This window comes from Pseudoduganella sp. GW821-FHT11H04 (assembly GCF_058807935.1).
Window position 1 is genome coordinate 40,235 of sequence record NZ_JBXARE010000006.1, and the last position, 13,487, is coordinate 53,721.

Annotated in this window: 13 protein-coding genes; 8 read left to right on the forward strand and 5 right to left on the reverse strand. The window is 63.0% G+C overall.

From position 1 onward, the window contains the following. Positions 1 to 14: 14 nt before the first annotated feature. Entirely contained in the window at positions 15 to 584 is a 570-nt protein-coding gene (locus tag AC1RTP_RS14905) for an RDD family protein (RefSeq protein ID WP_498608405.1), read from the forward strand. On the opposite strand, the gene AC1RTP_RS14910 is transcribed toward AC1RTP_RS14905, so the two are convergent. Beyond that, positions 508 to 1,350 carry a DUF6597 domain-containing transcriptional factor gene (locus AC1RTP_RS14910; protein ID WP_498608406.1) on the reverse strand — a complete coding sequence of 281 codons (843 nt, stop codon included), beginning with the start codon at positions 1,348 to 1,350 and terminating at the stop codon, positions 508 to 510. The genes AC1RTP_RS14905 and AC1RTP_RS14910 overlap by 77 nt on opposite strands. A 30-nt stretch (positions 1,351 to 1,380) precedes the next feature. Here AC1RTP_RS14910 and AC1RTP_RS14915 point away from each other — a divergent pair, with 30 nt between their 5' ends. Beyond that, positions 1,381 to 1,833 carry a DUF3224 domain-containing protein gene (locus tag AC1RTP_RS14915; RefSeq protein ID WP_498608407.1) on the forward strand — a complete coding sequence of 151 codons (453 nt, stop codon included), beginning with the start codon at positions 1,381 to 1,383 and terminating at the stop codon, positions 1,831 to 1,833. A gap of 195 nt (positions 1,834 to 2,028) precedes the next feature. On the opposite strand, the gene AC1RTP_RS14920 is transcribed toward AC1RTP_RS14915, so the two are convergent. From AC1RTP_RS14920 to AC1RTP_RS14930, 3 genes are read right to left on the reverse strand one after another with little or no spacing between them, the layout of a single operon-like run. Then, positions 2,029 to 4,623 carry an EAL domain-containing protein gene (locus tag AC1RTP_RS14920; RefSeq protein ID WP_498608408.1) on the reverse strand — a complete coding sequence of 865 codons (2,595 nt, stop codon included), beginning with the start codon at positions 4,621 to 4,623 and terminating at the stop codon, positions 2,029 to 2,031. Beyond that, positions 4,620 to 6,647 (reverse strand): sensor histidine kinase, YfiR-like protein-associated, encoded by a 2,028-nt coding sequence (locus AC1RTP_RS14925; RefSeq protein ID WP_498608409.1) that lies wholly within the window; start codon positions 6,645 to 6,647, stop codon positions 4,620 to 4,622. The genes AC1RTP_RS14920 and AC1RTP_RS14925 overlap by 4 nt, the downstream gene beginning before the upstream one ends. Further along, positions 6,644 to 7,171: a TOL_0243 family YfiR-like periplasmic protein gene (locus AC1RTP_RS14930; protein ID WP_498608410.1), complete on the reverse strand. Its 528-nt coding sequence runs from the start codon at positions 7,169 to 7,171 to the stop codon at positions 6,644 to 6,646. The genes AC1RTP_RS14925 and AC1RTP_RS14930 overlap by 4 nt, the downstream gene beginning before the upstream one ends. A gap of 252 nt (positions 7,172 to 7,423) precedes the next feature. Between AC1RTP_RS14930 and AC1RTP_RS14935 the strand changes: the two genes are divergently transcribed. After that, positions 7,424 to 7,906, forward strand: a complete 483-nt coding sequence (locus tag AC1RTP_RS14935) for a CinA family protein (protein WP_498608411.1) — start codon at positions 7,424 to 7,426, stop codon at positions 7,904 to 7,906. Positions 7,907 to 7,912: 6 nt separating this feature from the next. Here AC1RTP_RS14935 and AC1RTP_RS14940 read toward each other — a convergent pair whose 3' ends face one another. Beyond that, on the reverse strand, positions 7,913 to 9,880 hold the full coding sequence (locus AC1RTP_RS14940; RefSeq protein ID WP_498608412.1) for a 3'-5' exonuclease: 1,968 nt from the start codon (positions 9,878 to 9,880) through the stop codon (positions 7,913 to 7,915). 19 nt (positions 9,881 to 9,899) lie between these two features. Between AC1RTP_RS14940 and AC1RTP_RS14945 the strand changes: the two genes are divergently transcribed. From AC1RTP_RS14945 to AC1RTP_RS14965, 5 genes are all read left to right on the forward strand, one after another. Continuing rightward, positions 9,900 to 10,796 (forward strand): metallophosphoesterase family protein, encoded by an 897-nt coding sequence (locus AC1RTP_RS14945; protein ID WP_498608413.1) that lies wholly within the window; start codon positions 9,900 to 9,902, stop codon positions 10,794 to 10,796. Positions 10,797 to 10,810: 14 nt separating this feature from the next. Continuing rightward, complete coding sequence (locus tag AC1RTP_RS14950) at positions 10,811 to 11,539, forward strand: P-loop NTPase family protein (protein ID WP_498608414.1); 729 nt, start codon at positions 10,811 to 10,813, stop codon at positions 11,537 to 11,539. Beyond that, positions 11,539 to 11,958 carry a hypothetical protein gene (locus tag AC1RTP_RS14955; protein ID WP_498608415.1) on the forward strand — a complete coding sequence of 140 codons (420 nt, stop codon included), beginning with the start codon at positions 11,539 to 11,541 and terminating at the stop codon, positions 11,956 to 11,958. The genes AC1RTP_RS14950 and AC1RTP_RS14955 overlap by 1 nt, the downstream gene beginning before the upstream one ends. 99 nt (positions 11,959 to 12,057) lie before the next feature. Next, a complete protein-coding gene (locus AC1RTP_RS14960; RefSeq protein WP_498608416.1) occupies positions 12,058 to 12,375 on the forward strand; it encodes an ArsR/SmtB family transcription factor in 318 nt (105 codons plus the stop codon). Further along, on the forward strand, positions 12,372 to 13,400 hold the full coding sequence (locus AC1RTP_RS14965; protein ID WP_498608417.1) for a cation diffusion facilitator family transporter: 1,029 nt from the start codon (positions 12,372 to 12,374) through the stop codon (positions 13,398 to 13,400). Before AC1RTP_RS14960 ends, AC1RTP_RS14965 begins: the two co-directional genes overlap by 4 nt. The last annotated feature ends 87 nt before the right edge of the window (positions 13,401 to 13,487 follow it).

Sequence of the window (13,487 nt, forward strand, 5' to 3'; positions counted from 1 at the left end):
AAACTGAGGAACTCTTGAACCTGCTGCGTCTCGACTTGGTCGAAGGCGCTGAAGCGATCGTCCTGGATGTGCTGGCGGCGCGAGGCGTGTCGGCTGCAACCATCGAGCGGGTAAGGGCAAGCGAAGCGGCGCGCAAGGAGGAAGAGCTCCATCAGCAAGAGCGTATGGCCAGCCAGGGTGCGCGCCTGCTGGCTTTTGCCATCGATGTTGGGGCATCCACACTGGTCTTCAGCTTGCTCATGAAAATACTTGAGCCAATGCCGAACGGCAGTGCGGAGACAATCTTGTTGATCCTTTGGTGGACATACATGCTGCTGCGCGACGCCATTCCAGGCGGGAGCATCGGAAAACGCTTGCTGAAAATGCGTGTCGTGCGGATTCCCGGCGAGCGCCGCATGACGCTGCGGGCCTCGTTCTTCCGCAACTTGACACACCTCTTCTTCGTGATAGACGGCCTGTTCATCCTGGGTGAACGCCGCATGCGGCTGGGCGATATGCTTGCCGGGACTATCGTCCTGCGCCGAGCCGAAGCTGGCGCAGGTACTCCCCAGGCGGTTTCCCCACCAGAGCCGCAAAATCCTTGATGAAGTGGGCCTGGTCAAAGTAGCCCAGGTCCAGCGCCAATTGGGCCAGTGAGGCGCTTTCGCCGGCCTGCAAGCGCGCCACCGCTTCGTGCATGCGATAACGCATGATCACCCATTTCGGGCCGACGCCCACGTATTGCTGGAACAAGCGCTGCAAGGCACGCTTGTCCATTCCCGCCTGCGCCGCCAGCGCATCGACCGTCAGCAGCGCCGGATCGCCCTCAACTGCGGCCACCAGCGCCGCCGCGCACTCCACGTCCGCATCCGGCTGCCGCAGCATTGCCAGCAGAAATGCTTCCGCCGCCGATGCCATTGCACCGGCCTGGCCGCCGCTCGGCGCCGTACATGCACGCAGCTGGTGCACAAGCTCCTCGCCCGCCATGCCGAAAACTTGCGCCAACGGCAGGCGCTGGTCCGCTATTTCCGCGACAGCGCGGCCAAGAAAGGGCCGGAAGCCGCCCGGCCTGAACTTAACGCCGAAGGCAAAACCCTGCCCTTCAAGCTGCTTGGTATAGCGTGCCGTATGGACGCCATACACGCCATCCGTATCGTGCTCGACTACCAGGTGCACGTTCGGGTGTGGCAGTGTTTCCTGCTGTTGCGGCGGATGGCCCTGCATATCCCATCCTACGAACCAGTAATGCTCGACCAGGCCGGCGAGCGCCGCGCCAGGTGCCAGCCGTTCGTGGTGGAATGAACCCGCCGCAAAATGGGGCACCAGGACGCCGCGCGGCTCCGTTTCGATTTGTCGCGTTTTTCCAATCATCAGGGAAGGGAATCTATCACAATGGCTCGCATGAAAACACTGATCCCCTTACTATTCGCATTCGCCGCCGCAGCGGCCAACGCAGGAGACAAACCCATGCAAATCGAAGGCACGTTCGACGTAAAGCTTGCGCCCCAGCCACCGGCCGATGGCCAGACCTGGGGACGCCAAACCATCACCAAGATTTTCCACGGAGGGCTCGACGGCACCAGCCGCGGCGAAATGCTGGCCGCCGGCACAGCAGTCAAAGGTTCCGCCGGCTACGTTGCGCTGGAACAGGTTACTGCCACGCTGAATGGCCGCAAAGGTAGCTTCTTTTTGCAGCACTTCGGCATGATGAACAGAGGCACGCCAACGCTGACGGTCAGCGTGATCCCCGACTCCGCCACCGGCGAGCTGACCGGCCTGCAAGGCACGATGACCATCGACATCAGCAACGGCCAGCACCGCTACACCTTCACCTACGAACTACCCCAACACTGATGTCATGAAGCGGTAACAAGCAGCGACTATTATCCTGCCTGTCTCCAACATATCACTCCCGTGGAATGTTTTTACGCCGCCCCCGCCGTTGAGCGCGGGCGGCATTTTTTTTGAAAGTCGGGGTCAGGTCTGGCAATCGGACATTTTGCTGCGCAAAATGTCCGTTTGCCAGACCTGACCCCGACTTTTAAGCTGTTAACCAGTGAGGGCGGTGTGGTCTTCGCCGGGTTCGCCGGCGCGGCGGCCGGTGCCGTGCATTAGCCAGTAGTGGTGAAAGGCCAGTCGGATGTTGTCGCGCAGCTGGGTGTCGTCCCAGGGCTTGGTGTAGAAGCGGTAGATCGCGCCGCGGTTGATCGAGTCGAGTACGGCTTCCAGGCCGGTGTAGCCGGAGAGGATGATGCGTATCGTGTCGGGGTACATTTCCTTGACCTTGGCCAGGAACTCGGTGCCGCTCAGGATGGGCATGCGCTGGTCGCAGACGATCACCTGCACGGGGTACAGCGCGAGCAGGTCGAAGCCTTCTGCTGGGGAGACCGCCGTCAGGATGCGGTAGCCGTCGCGCCGGAACAGGCGGTGCAGCGAGGACAGGACATTGACGTCGTCATCCACCAGCAGCAGGGTTTGCGGCGGTTCGGCGGCGACGTTGGGGTCGGGCGGCAGGCTCTTGCCGGATTCTGCCAGCGCGCCCATTTCGGCGGCTGCCAGCGGGCGGCTGAAGAAGTAGCCCTGGATTTCATCGCAGCGGTTGCGCCGCAGGTATTCCAGCTGCGGGCGCGTCTCGACGCCTTCCGCAATCACGCGCAGCTTCAGGCTGTGCGCCATGCTGATGATCGCCAGCGCAATCGCTGCGTCGTTGGGATTGGTGGTGATGTCGCGCACAAAAGCGATATCAATCTTCAGCTTATCGATCGGGAAGCGTTGCAGGTAAGCGAGCGAAGAATAGCCGGTGCCGAAATCGTCGATCGCCACCTTGATGCCCAGTTCCTTGAGCGCTGACAGTACCTGGATGGTGCGCTCGGCATTCGACATCAGGGCCGTTTCCGTCAACTCCAGCTCCAGCAATTCGGGCGGAACCTGGTGCCGTTCCAGCGCTTCTTTGACGTCTTTTTCCAGGTCGCCCTCGACGAATTGGCGGCTGGCGACGTTGACCGCAACATGCACACCGCCGACCGGCGTGCGCAACCATGATGCAATCTGGCGGCAAGCGGCGTCGATGATCCAGCTGCCGACACGCACGATCAGTCCAGTGTCTTCCAGCACGCTGACGAATTCTGCCGGGTACACCAGGCCGTAGCCGGGACGGTTCCAGCGCAACAGCGCTTCCGCCCCGCTGATGCGGCCCGTCGTCAGGTTAACCTTGGGTTGGTAATGCAATTCCAGTTCGCTATTGTCCAGGGCGCGGCGCAGCGCCATTTCCAGGTCCAGCCGCGCCAGCACCTGCACGTTCATGCCGGCGGTGAAGAAGCGGTAGCCGTCGCCGCCCGCATCCTTGGCGCGCTCCATGGCGGTGTTGGCGTACTTCACCAGGGTTTCAGGGTCATTGGCGTCGTCGGGGTACATGGCGATGCCGATGGAGGCGGTCAGCGTGGCCTGGTGCTGGTCCAGTTCGAACGGGTTGCGCAGGGCTTCGCGCACTTCGTTCGCGACCAGCACGGCGTCCTGCTGGTCGCGCGTCATGGTCAGGATCAGCGCAAATTCGTCGCCGCCCAGACGGCCTACCGTGTCGCGCAGGCGCACGCACTGCACCAGGCGGTTGGAAAATTCGTGCAGCAGCTGGTCGCCCATGGCTGCACCCATCGAGTCGTTGACCTTGCGGAAGCGATCGAGCCCGATGAACAGCACCACAATGCGCCATTCCTTGTCCTGCGCCAGCTCAATCGATTCGGCCAGGGTCTGGAAGAACAGTGTGCGGTTGGGCAGGCCGGTCAGGCGGTCGTAGTGCGCCATGTGGCGCAGCCGCTCTTCGGCCAGGCGGCGCTCGGTGACGTCGCGCGCCACGCAGATCAAGGTGCGGTGCGCCGATTCGCCTTCGCTTTGCAGCAGCCAGTAGACCTCCACCGGCACGGCCGCGCCGTCGCTGCGCAGCAGTTCGATTTCCGTCAGTTCCGGCGCGCGGTGCAGCTGCCCTGCCGCCTCGCCAGCACGCTCCGCCTGCTCCGACAAGGCCTCGCGCCCGCCCAGGCCCAGCCGGCCCGGCTCCAGCGTCAGCAACTGCCCGCGCGGATGGCCCAGCATGCGGCAGGCGCCTTCGTTGACATCCACCAGCGACAGCGTATTCGTGTCGATCAGGAAGATTGCGTCGGCGGTGGCATCCATGGCGCTACGGAAGCGCTGCAGGTCGGCCGTGCGCGCGCGCACGGTCTGTTCCAGCACCTCGTTGTAATCGCGCGCCTGTTTGTGCAGCAGCCGGACCTCCAGCATATTGTGGATGCGCGTCAGCACCTCCACGGGATCAAAAGGCTTGCTGACGAAATCGCGCGCGCCGGCATCGAGGGCAGACAGCTTCTGGTCCGGCTGCGCCGTCACCACCAGCACCGGCAGGTATTCCGGCTCCAGCGGCTTGAGCGCCTCCATCACGTCGAAGCCGCTCATGCCCGGCATATGCAGGTCGAGGATGATCAAGTCATAGCGGTGCTCTTCATGCCAGGGCGCCACCACGCGCGGGTCGGTAGTGGAGCTGACCTGCACATAACCGCTGGTTTGCAGCAGGTATTCCAGCAGCTGCACATTGACCGGCTGGTCATCCACAATCAGGATGTTGGCGTTCAGGATATCGTCGCGGCTGATCACTTGGACGTACTCCCTTCTTCCTCCCTGCGCGCCAGGAAGGCCATGGTGCTGTTGATCGCTTCCGTGAATTCGTCGATGTTGATCGGCTTGATCAGGTAGCGGAAGAATCCTGCCGCCAGGCCTTTTTCCACGTCGCGAGGCATGGCGTTGGCGGTCAGGGCGATTACGGGGATATGCGCGGTGCGTGGGTCATTGGCCAGCAGCTTGACGGCGTCGATGCCATTCATGCCGGGCAGGTTGATGTCCATCAGGATGATGTCCGGCTGGTGCGCTCGCGCGAGCTCCAGTCCAAGGTGGCCGTCGGGCGCGGAGATCAGTTTCAGGTCGGGGCGGAAGCTGATGATCTCTTCCACCAGCTTGAGGTTGGCCGGATTGTCCTCCACATACAGCACCGTGGTCGGTTCGCCTTCCACGTGTCGAGGGTGTTCAGTTGGGCGTTCGGCATTCGGATCGATGCGCGACGGCACCGGCTCGGTGGTGGCCAGCTCAATCCAGAACATGCTGCCCACGCCCTGGCTGCTGGTGACGCCGATGGTGCCGCCCATCAGCTCCACCAGGCGCTTGGTGACCACCAGGCCGATGCCGGTCCCCTCCTCCGCCCCGCTCTCCTGGCCCAGGCGGTTGAAGGGCTGGAACAGCTGCTTGACCTGCTCCGGCCTGAGGCCCATGCCGGTATCCTGCACCGATACCCGTACCAGGTTCTGCCCGCTCGGGCTGCAGTCGACCACCACGGCGCCGCCGTCACGGTTGTACTTGATGGCGTTGGAGAGCAAGTTCAGCACGATTTGCTTGAGGCGCGTGCGGTCGGCCGTGACATTGGCTGCGCATCCATCCGGGAACAACAGGCGGATGCCGCGCCCGGCGGCCAGCGGCGCCACCATGCTTTCGCACTCCTGCAGGATTTCATTGAGGGCCACCGGCTCCAGCGACAGCGCCACCGCGCCCGATTCGATCTTGGCCAGGTCGAGGATTTCGTTAATCAGCGTAAGCAGGTGGCGGCCCGACTTCAGGATATGGTTGGCGAATTCGCGCTTTTGCACCAGGGTGGAAGGCAGCTTTTCCGAAGTCAGGATCTGCGCGAAGCCGAGGATGGCGTTCAGCGGCGTGCGCAGCTCGTGGCTCATGGAGGAAAGGAAGGCCGACTTGGCCTGGTTGGCGCTCTTGGCCTCCTCCATCGCCCCCGCCAGCTCGTGGTTGGCCTGTTCCAGCTGCATGGTGCGCGTGTGCACGCGCTCTTCCAGCTCTTCGTTCAGGCGCATGACTTCCTGCTGCGCCTTGCTGCGCTGTTCTGCCTCGCGCGCGATCTCGCTGTTGGAAGTTTCCAGCTCGCTCGTGCGGCTCTCGATTTCGCTCAGCATCTTGTTGAAGGCTGCCGCCAGGTCCGCCACCTCGTCGTCGCTGGTGCCGGGTGCGCGGCGCGAATAGTCGCCGGTGGCCACCACCTCGCGCGCCACGTCGGCAATCGCCAGTACCGGCTGGGTGACCACCTTGTTCAGAGGCCGCATCAACAAGTAGGCAATTCCCATGGCCAGCAGCGTAGCGAAGATACCGATCGCCACATAGTCGCCAAAGCGTCCCAGGATTTCGTATTCCGCCTGCAGGTAGACAGTGCCCAGCAACTCGCCATTGTCGCGAATGCGCCGGAACAGCATCATCTTCCCGTCTTCGAAAGCCACGCCTTCCGCTTGCGGCGTGCGCGGCGCAGCGACGTCCAGGCCGGGCGCCACATAGGTGGCAAACAGCTGGCCGCGCGAATTGTAGATGGCGCCTGCATTGACCTTGGGCCGCAGGCGCAGCAGGGCCAAGTTCTCTTTGGCCAGGCGCGGATCGTCGAAGGTCAGCGCCGGCGCGCTCATATGCCCAAGCAGCTCGGCCTGGGTAATCATGTCGGAGCTCAGGGACTGGTGATAGGTGCGCAAGTCGTAAGCGATGATGGTGCCGAGCGATACCAGCAAAGACACCAGCGTCACCAGCATCACCACGCCGAGCAGCTTTTGCGGGAGGGAGCGACGGCGCGCGTTCATCCTGCCACCTGCTGCACGCGATAGGCGGCCGACAGCATGCGCGCGCTGATTTTCAGGCGCGCCGCCACCGCATGTTTCAGGGAGACTTCAAAGCGCAGGCGCTCGTCGGCGATGATGAAGTTGATCATGCTGCCGAGGCCATAAGTCTCGTCGGCATCGGTCACCGTCAGCACGGGCTGGCCGCGGCTGGCGGTCAGCATTTCCTGAGCGAGTGTCTTGTCCTGGGAGGCGATGAACAGCATGTGGATGCCGGCCAGGCTGTCGCCACGCTTGACGCGCTTGACCTGCAAGGGTCGGCCATTGGCGGTGTGTCCCGCCACCGTCTGCTCCAGCTGGTCGGCCAGCGCATCGGCGCCGGCTACGCCGATCACCACCGGGCTGTCGGCGCGGGCGAAGCTGCCCTCCGGCCATTCAACGAAACCAGCGAATTTGTATAGATAGGCGGCCTTGACCTGGCGTTCGAGGCTGGCATTGGCCTGGGCATGGGCGAGCAGCGGCCAATGCGCTGCCCAGAGCGCAGCCAATAGCAGCGCCACCCAGAAACCGGGACGTCTTCCTTGGAGAGTCCTCACTACCGTGCCTCGCGAAGAGGGGATTTGGGCCATTCTATCGCTGAGCCCAAAATAAGGGCGCAATTATTGATTTTCCGCACCACAGCAGCCTTCCCCGGCTTGCAAGTTAGTCGTGATACCACATTATTGCGCTGCAGCGTGGTCAATCCGCACAGCAGCGCGCTAGAATGGCTCAAACGCTTTTGTTTGCTAAAGGAGCCACAAGTGAGTACAGACATCAACGAACTGGCCGCCCAAGTGGGTAAGGCCCTGCAAGACAAAGGCTTGCTGTTAGCAACCGCGGAATCGTGCACCGGCGGCGGCATCTCGACTGCGATCACGGACATCGCCGGTTCCACCGGATGGTTCGATTGCGGCTTCGTGTGCTACTCGAACGCATCGAAGACTGAAATGCTGGACGTGCCGGCGGCCATGATGGCGCAATTCGGCTCCGTCAGCGAAGAGGTGGCGGCGTCCATGTGCCAGGGTGCGCTGGGTTCCAGCAACGCCCATGTGGCAATTTCGGTGACCGGCATTGCCGGCCCGACCGGCGCGGTGCCGGGCAAGCCGGTGGGCACGGTGTGCTTCGGCTGGGCCAATGGCGATACGGTGCATACCGAACGCCTGGTGTTCGGCGGCGACCGACAGGCGGTGCGCACCCAGACCATCGAGCACGCGCTGAAAGGCCTGCTGCGCTTTGTTAACTAAGCCAGCTTAGTTCAGCAGACGGCTGCGGCGCTCCGCTGCAGCCGGTTCAAACAAGGTCAGCCCCGCGATGGCGCGGCTGATCGCTACATACAGGTAGCGCCGTTCCTCGGCGAATTCCTCCCCATTGCGGGTGGCGCGCGGGAACTGGCCTTCTTCCATATACGGCAGCAGCACGTGCCGCCATTCCCTTCCCTTTGCAGACTGCACGGTGGCCAGCGCCAGCGTTTTCACAGCGCCGCCGCGTGCCGTGGGCTTGCCGCGCGTCGCGACCTGGCGGCGACGCAGCTCTTCCAGGAAGGCCGGCGCTTTCGCTTCGCCCTGGCGGATGGCGAAATCCATGAAGGCGCGCAGGGTACGCAGCACGGAATCGGCGTGGGCGCGGTTGACGAAGGTGCGGCGGGTGGCGGCTGGCAGGTCGAGGCCATTGCTGGCCAGTTGCAGCAGTTCCGCTGCGCTGGCCGTTGCGGCTTGCGCCTTCATCTGGGCCAGCACCTCGGCCAGGCGCTGTTTCCAACGGCGGGTGGCGCCGTTGTCGTAATGCTGTTCGGCGCATAGCAGGCCGCTGAACATGAATTCCAGGGTTTCCGGGTCACGCACCACGGCGTCCTTCTGCTGCTGGTAGGCGTCGCCGGAACCGTACATGGCGTGGGTGGATTCGTAGTCGCGGCGGTCGCCGGAGACGGCGAAATAAGTTTGCAGGCCGTCGACCATCAGCTCGCAGCTCTCCTTGTCGGCCTTCAGCGTGCTGTAATCTCCGCTGGCCACGTGCAGCAGCGCGCGCAGGGCCATGATTTCCGGGCGTTTGAGGTAGGAGGCGAAGCCGTCGCAGTTGTACGGCAAGCCTGCATCCAGCAGCGCGTTTTCGATTTCCACGCTCTGGTCCACCTCGCGCAGGATGATGGCGAGGTCGGGACCCAGCGCCAATTCCTTCGCCTTGGCGACGACGGCCTGCGCGCAGGCTTGCGAGTCGGCCTGGTCGTATTCCACGTGACGCACTTCGGAGTACGTGTCCGGGTGCGACTCGAAACCGCACTTCGGCAATGCGCGTTCCAGCAGCTTTTTCAGCGACACGCCGCAGCGGCGCGACTGGGATAGCGGCAGGCGCTCTGAATCCGGGAAGGCCAGTTCGAAGCCGCCACCGGAGAAGCGCGGGTCGGCGCCGCGTTCAGCATTAATCACCTGGTGGCGGTCGCCCACCACCACCAGCCGGGCATTGCGGCGGAACAGCTGCAGCAGTTCGAATTCCGCCGCGTTCACGTCATGCCATTCGTCGACCAGCAACAGGTTAGCCTGCGGCATATCGTGCACGGCTTCGGGGAAACGGCGCAGGATGGATACCAGGTCGGTCGCGTAATCGACCGGCGCCTGCCAAAGAATATGGCCGGCTTGCGGCTGGCGACGGCGTTCGAATTCGTGGAAGATTTCCACGATCTCCCGGTCTTCCAGCTGGAACTGGTTGCACATCTCATCAAAGGTGAAGTCGTCGAAGACTTCATCCTCAAAGCGCAGCGTGGCCAGGGTGGCCTTCATCTGCGCCAGCAGTTGCAGCATCATTTCCACGCGCTGGGTGCTGCGCTCGAAATCGAAATCGAATTCCGTGTAGCGGCCTTCGTGGCGTTGCCACACCGTATTGGCGGCAGCCACCAGCATGGGGCGCATCTGCTCAAGGCTGGACCAGCGCTCCGGCAAGTCGAGCCAGTTGCCGTGTTCCGCGATGCGGGTCAGCTGTGAACGCGCCAGCGCTTCGACCGTGAGGACCTGCACCTTGCGGTCCGGGCATTCCAGCGCCAGCTTCTCGTAGAAACGCTGGCGCGCACCTTCCGAAAAGCACAAACCCAGGACGACTCCCGGTTCCCGTGCCGCCAGCATGGACAGCGTGGTAGTCTTGCCAGTCCCGGCGCGCGCCTCGATCATCAAGGTCTGGGCGCGGGAATTCAGGATCGCTTCCTGCTCGCTGGATGGTGAAACTCGCATGCCTGTCCGAATGGTGCCAATGAAAAGACGCATTCTACCTTGGCTGGCCGCAGCCGCAGCCCTCGCCGGCGGCGGAGCGTCCGCACGCCCGCTTACCGTGTACGCCGCCGGCGACATCGCCGACTGCCGCTACAGCCGCGCAGCCTACTCGGGCGCCGCCGACACCGCCGCCCTGATCGCCAAGGGCGACCCGCAGGCCCTGGTCCTCTCCCTGGGCGACCACACTTATCCAAATGGCACGCAAGCCGAATTCCGCGACTGCTACGCCCCCACCTGGGGCCAATTCAAGGAGCGCACCCGCCCCACCCCCGGCAATCACGAGTACGGCAGCGGCAAGGCCGATGGCTACTACGAATATTTCGGCGAACTGGCCGGCCCGCGCGGCCGCGGCTATTACAGTTTCGACAAGGGCGGCTGGCACTTCATCTCCCTGAACAGCCATATGAACGCAGCCGACCACCAGCGCCAGCTCCTGTGGTTGAAAGACGACCTGGCCGCCAACAAGGCGCGCTGCACCCTCGCCTACTGGCACGCGCCCATGTATAGTTCTGGCGGGCACACCCCATCGAAGAAGATGCAGGACGTATGGCGCGCCTTGCAAGAAGCCGACGTCGAGCTGGTGCTGTCCGGGCATGACCACGACTACGAGCGCCTGGCGCCGATGGATGCCGACGGCCAGCCCGATAAGGCGCATGGCGTGCGCCAGTTTGTGGTCGGCACCGGCGGCAGCTTCCTCACGCCCTTCCTCTGGCTGAACGAGCAGAGCGAAGTACGCTCCAACTGGCGCACCGGTGTGCTGAAACTGGTATTGAAGGAAAACAGCTACGCATGGGAGTTCCTGGCGGTCGAACCGAAGGCGCAGCCAGAACACCCGCAGCAGGAAGCCAGCGACAGCGGCGCGGCCAACTGCCACTGATAACAGGAGCATCAATGCAAAACACGGTTCACTTCGTCCTGCAAGGCAAGGGCGGTATCGGCAAGACGTATGTATCGACCATCCTCGCGCAATGGCTGCAAACCAAGAGCGAGACCCCGCTGCGCTGCTACGACACCGACCAGGAAAACACCACCTTCTCGCGCTACAAGGCGCTGGACGTGAAGCATGTACCGGTGATGACCGAATCGCGCACCATCGACCCCAAGCGCTTTGACGCGCTGATGATCGACATCCTGGAAGCAGACGGCAATTGCGTAATCGACAACGGCGCCAACACCTTCTCGCCGCTGATGGCCTACCTGATTGAAAACGACTGCTTCAACCTGCTGGAAGAATCGGGCCGCAAGGTGTACATCCACACCATCGTCGGCGGCGGCGACACGCTGCATGACACCGCGATGGGCTTCGTGACCACTGCCAAATCGACCCAGGTGCCGCTGGTGCTGTGGGAGAACGAGCATTTCGGGCTGTTGCAATCGGCGTCCGGCAAATCCTTCCTCGAATCACAGACCTACTCGGACAACTCGCAGCGCGTGCGCGGCCGCATCGTGCTGGCCGCACGCAATGCCGACACCTTCGGCGCCGACGTGAAGAAGATGAACACCGGCCGCCTGACCGTGGACGAGGTGAAGGCCAGCGATAAATTCAATGTGATGGAAAAGCAGCGCATCAAGGTCGTATTCCGCGACCTGTTCGAACAACTCGACCTGGTGAACTGGTAATGGCCCTCGACCCGCAGAAACTGCGTTTGCATGTGTTTGAAAAGACCGGCATCAAGGTAGATGTCGATGATCCGATTTTTGCGCTGGTGGCGCTGAACGAAGCCGTGCTGGAAGAAGCAGTCGAGCGGCACCTGTCGCGCTTGGATGGCGCACACGCCCCCGCCGCAGCACCGGGCGCCGCCTACGTGCCCCCGCCCGGCGCCCGCCCCATCCCCACCTCTCACGAACCGTTTTCCCGCCGCGAACTGCGCCTGCTGGCAGCCGCAGCCGGCGTAGCGGTACTGACCGCAGCCCTGGTGCTGATCGGCCAAGCCATTTTCAGCAAACCCTCTGGCATCCCCCCGGCCAAGCTCGAGCGCGCCCTGCAGACCCTGGACGCCAAATCCCGCGCCGCCTTCGAAGCCGAACTCTCGAAATAAAAGTCGGGGTCAGGTCGAGCAAACGGACACAAATGTCCGTTTGCTCGACCTGACCCCGACTTGCATGCTAACATATGAATACCTATTCACTTGTTTGCTATGGCTATCTATCCTGACAACGATGCTTCCGTCGCGGAGCTGGCTGATTTATTCCATCTTTTAGGCGATCCGACCCGGCTGCGTATCGTGCTGGCCTGCCTGGAGCAGCCGATCGCGGTGAGCGATATCGCGGGCTCGCTGCAATTGAGCTCATCCCTGGTCAGCCACCATTTGCGCCTGCTGCGCGGGGCGCGTATCGTCAAGTCGGAGCGCCAGGGCAAGCAAGTCTTCTACTCCACCGCCGATGCCCATATCAGCGGTGTCCTGCGCGATATGCTGGAGCACATCGCCGAACCACCCAACGGTAACGAACAATGAGCGCGCACCACCATCACGGACATGGCCACGATCACGGCCACGGTCATCACCACCACCATCACGGCGATCCTGGCCACGGCCGCGCCTTCGCCATCGCGATCACGCTGAACGCGGCCTTCGTGGCGATCGAGTTTTTCTACGGCTTCCTCGCCAACTCCACCGCACTGATGGCCGATGCGGGCCATAACCTGTCCGACGTGCTGGGCTTGATGCTGGCCTGGGGAGCGGCCATGCTGGCCAAGCGCGAACCGTCCGGCCGCTACACCTACGGCCTGCGCAGCAGCTCGATCCTGGCGGCGCTGTTCAACGGCATGCTGCTGATGGCGGCGACCGGTGCAATCGCCTGGGGCGCGGTGGAGCAGTTGATGGAGCCGCATCCGGTGCAAGGCTTTACGGTGTCCGTGGTGGCCGGTATCGGCATCGCCGTCAACGGTATCTCGGCCTGGCTGTTCATGAGCGGCAGCAAGGATGACATCAATATCCGCGGCGCTTACCTGCACCTGGCGGCCGATGCGGCGATCTCGCTTGGCGTGCTGATTGCGGGCCTGCTGGTGTCCTACACCGGCTGGGCGTGGATCGATCCGGCGGTGTCGCTGGTGATCGTGGTGCTGATCATGAAGAGCACCTGGTCCCTGCTGCGCGAGGCGCTCGATATGACGCTGGGCGCGGTGCCGGGCAATGTCGATGCATCGGAAGTGGAGGCCTTCCTGCTGGCGCGCCCTGGCGTGAGCGGGGTGCATGACCTGCATATCTGGTCGATGTCCACCACCGATATCGCGCTGACCTGCCATCTGGTGATGCCGGGCGGTTATCCGGGTGACGTGGCGATCGATGAAATTGCGCGCGGGCTGAAGGAGCAATTCGGCATCCAGCACACGACTTTGCAATCCGAGCAAGGCACAACGCAGCATGAGTGCAGCCTGCACGGCCACATCCATGCGCAGGAAAGCGAGGCCGGCGGCAAATGCGGCCACGATCATGACCATGATCATGACCATGACCACGGTCACGGCCACAAGCACTAAGTCCAAAAACTCATAATCACCCCGCAAGGCCGTCCAATAAATGGGACGGCCTTGTTGCTTTTTGGCATCGATTGACGCCACCACCAT

Coding starts and splice junctions, on each gene's coding strand:
- AC1RTP_RS14910 (WP_498608406.1), bottom strand. CDS start 1,350: ATGATTGGAAAAACGCGACAAATCGAAACGGAGCCGCGCGGCGTCCTG.
- AC1RTP_RS14915 (WP_498608407.1), top strand. CDS start 1,381: ATGAAAACACTGATCCCCTTACTATTCGCATTCGCCGCCGCAGCGGCC.
- AC1RTP_RS14965 (WP_498608417.1), top strand. CDS start 12,372: ATGAGCGCGCACCACCATCACGGACATGGCCACGATCACGGCCACGGT.
- AC1RTP_RS14960 (WP_498608416.1), top strand. CDS start 12,058: ATGGCTATCTATCCTGACAACGATGCTTCCGTCGCGGAGCTGGCTGAT.
- AC1RTP_RS14940 (WP_498608412.1), bottom strand. CDS start 9,880: ATGCGAGTTTCACCATCCAGCGAGCAGGAAGCGATCCTGAATTCCCGC.
- AC1RTP_RS14925 (WP_498608409.1), bottom strand. CDS start 6,647: ATGAACGCGCGCCGTCGCTCCCTCCCGCAAAAGCTGCTCGGCGTGGTG.
- AC1RTP_RS14950 (WP_498608414.1), top strand. CDS start 10,811: ATGCAAAACACGGTTCACTTCGTCCTGCAAGGCAAGGGCGGTATCGGC.
- AC1RTP_RS14955 (WP_498608415.1), top strand. CDS start 11,539: ATGGCCCTCGACCCGCAGAAACTGCGTTTGCATGTGTTTGAAAAGACC.
- AC1RTP_RS14945 (WP_498608413.1), top strand. CDS start 9,900: ATGAAAAGACGCATTCTACCTTGGCTGGCCGCAGCCGCAGCCCTCGCC.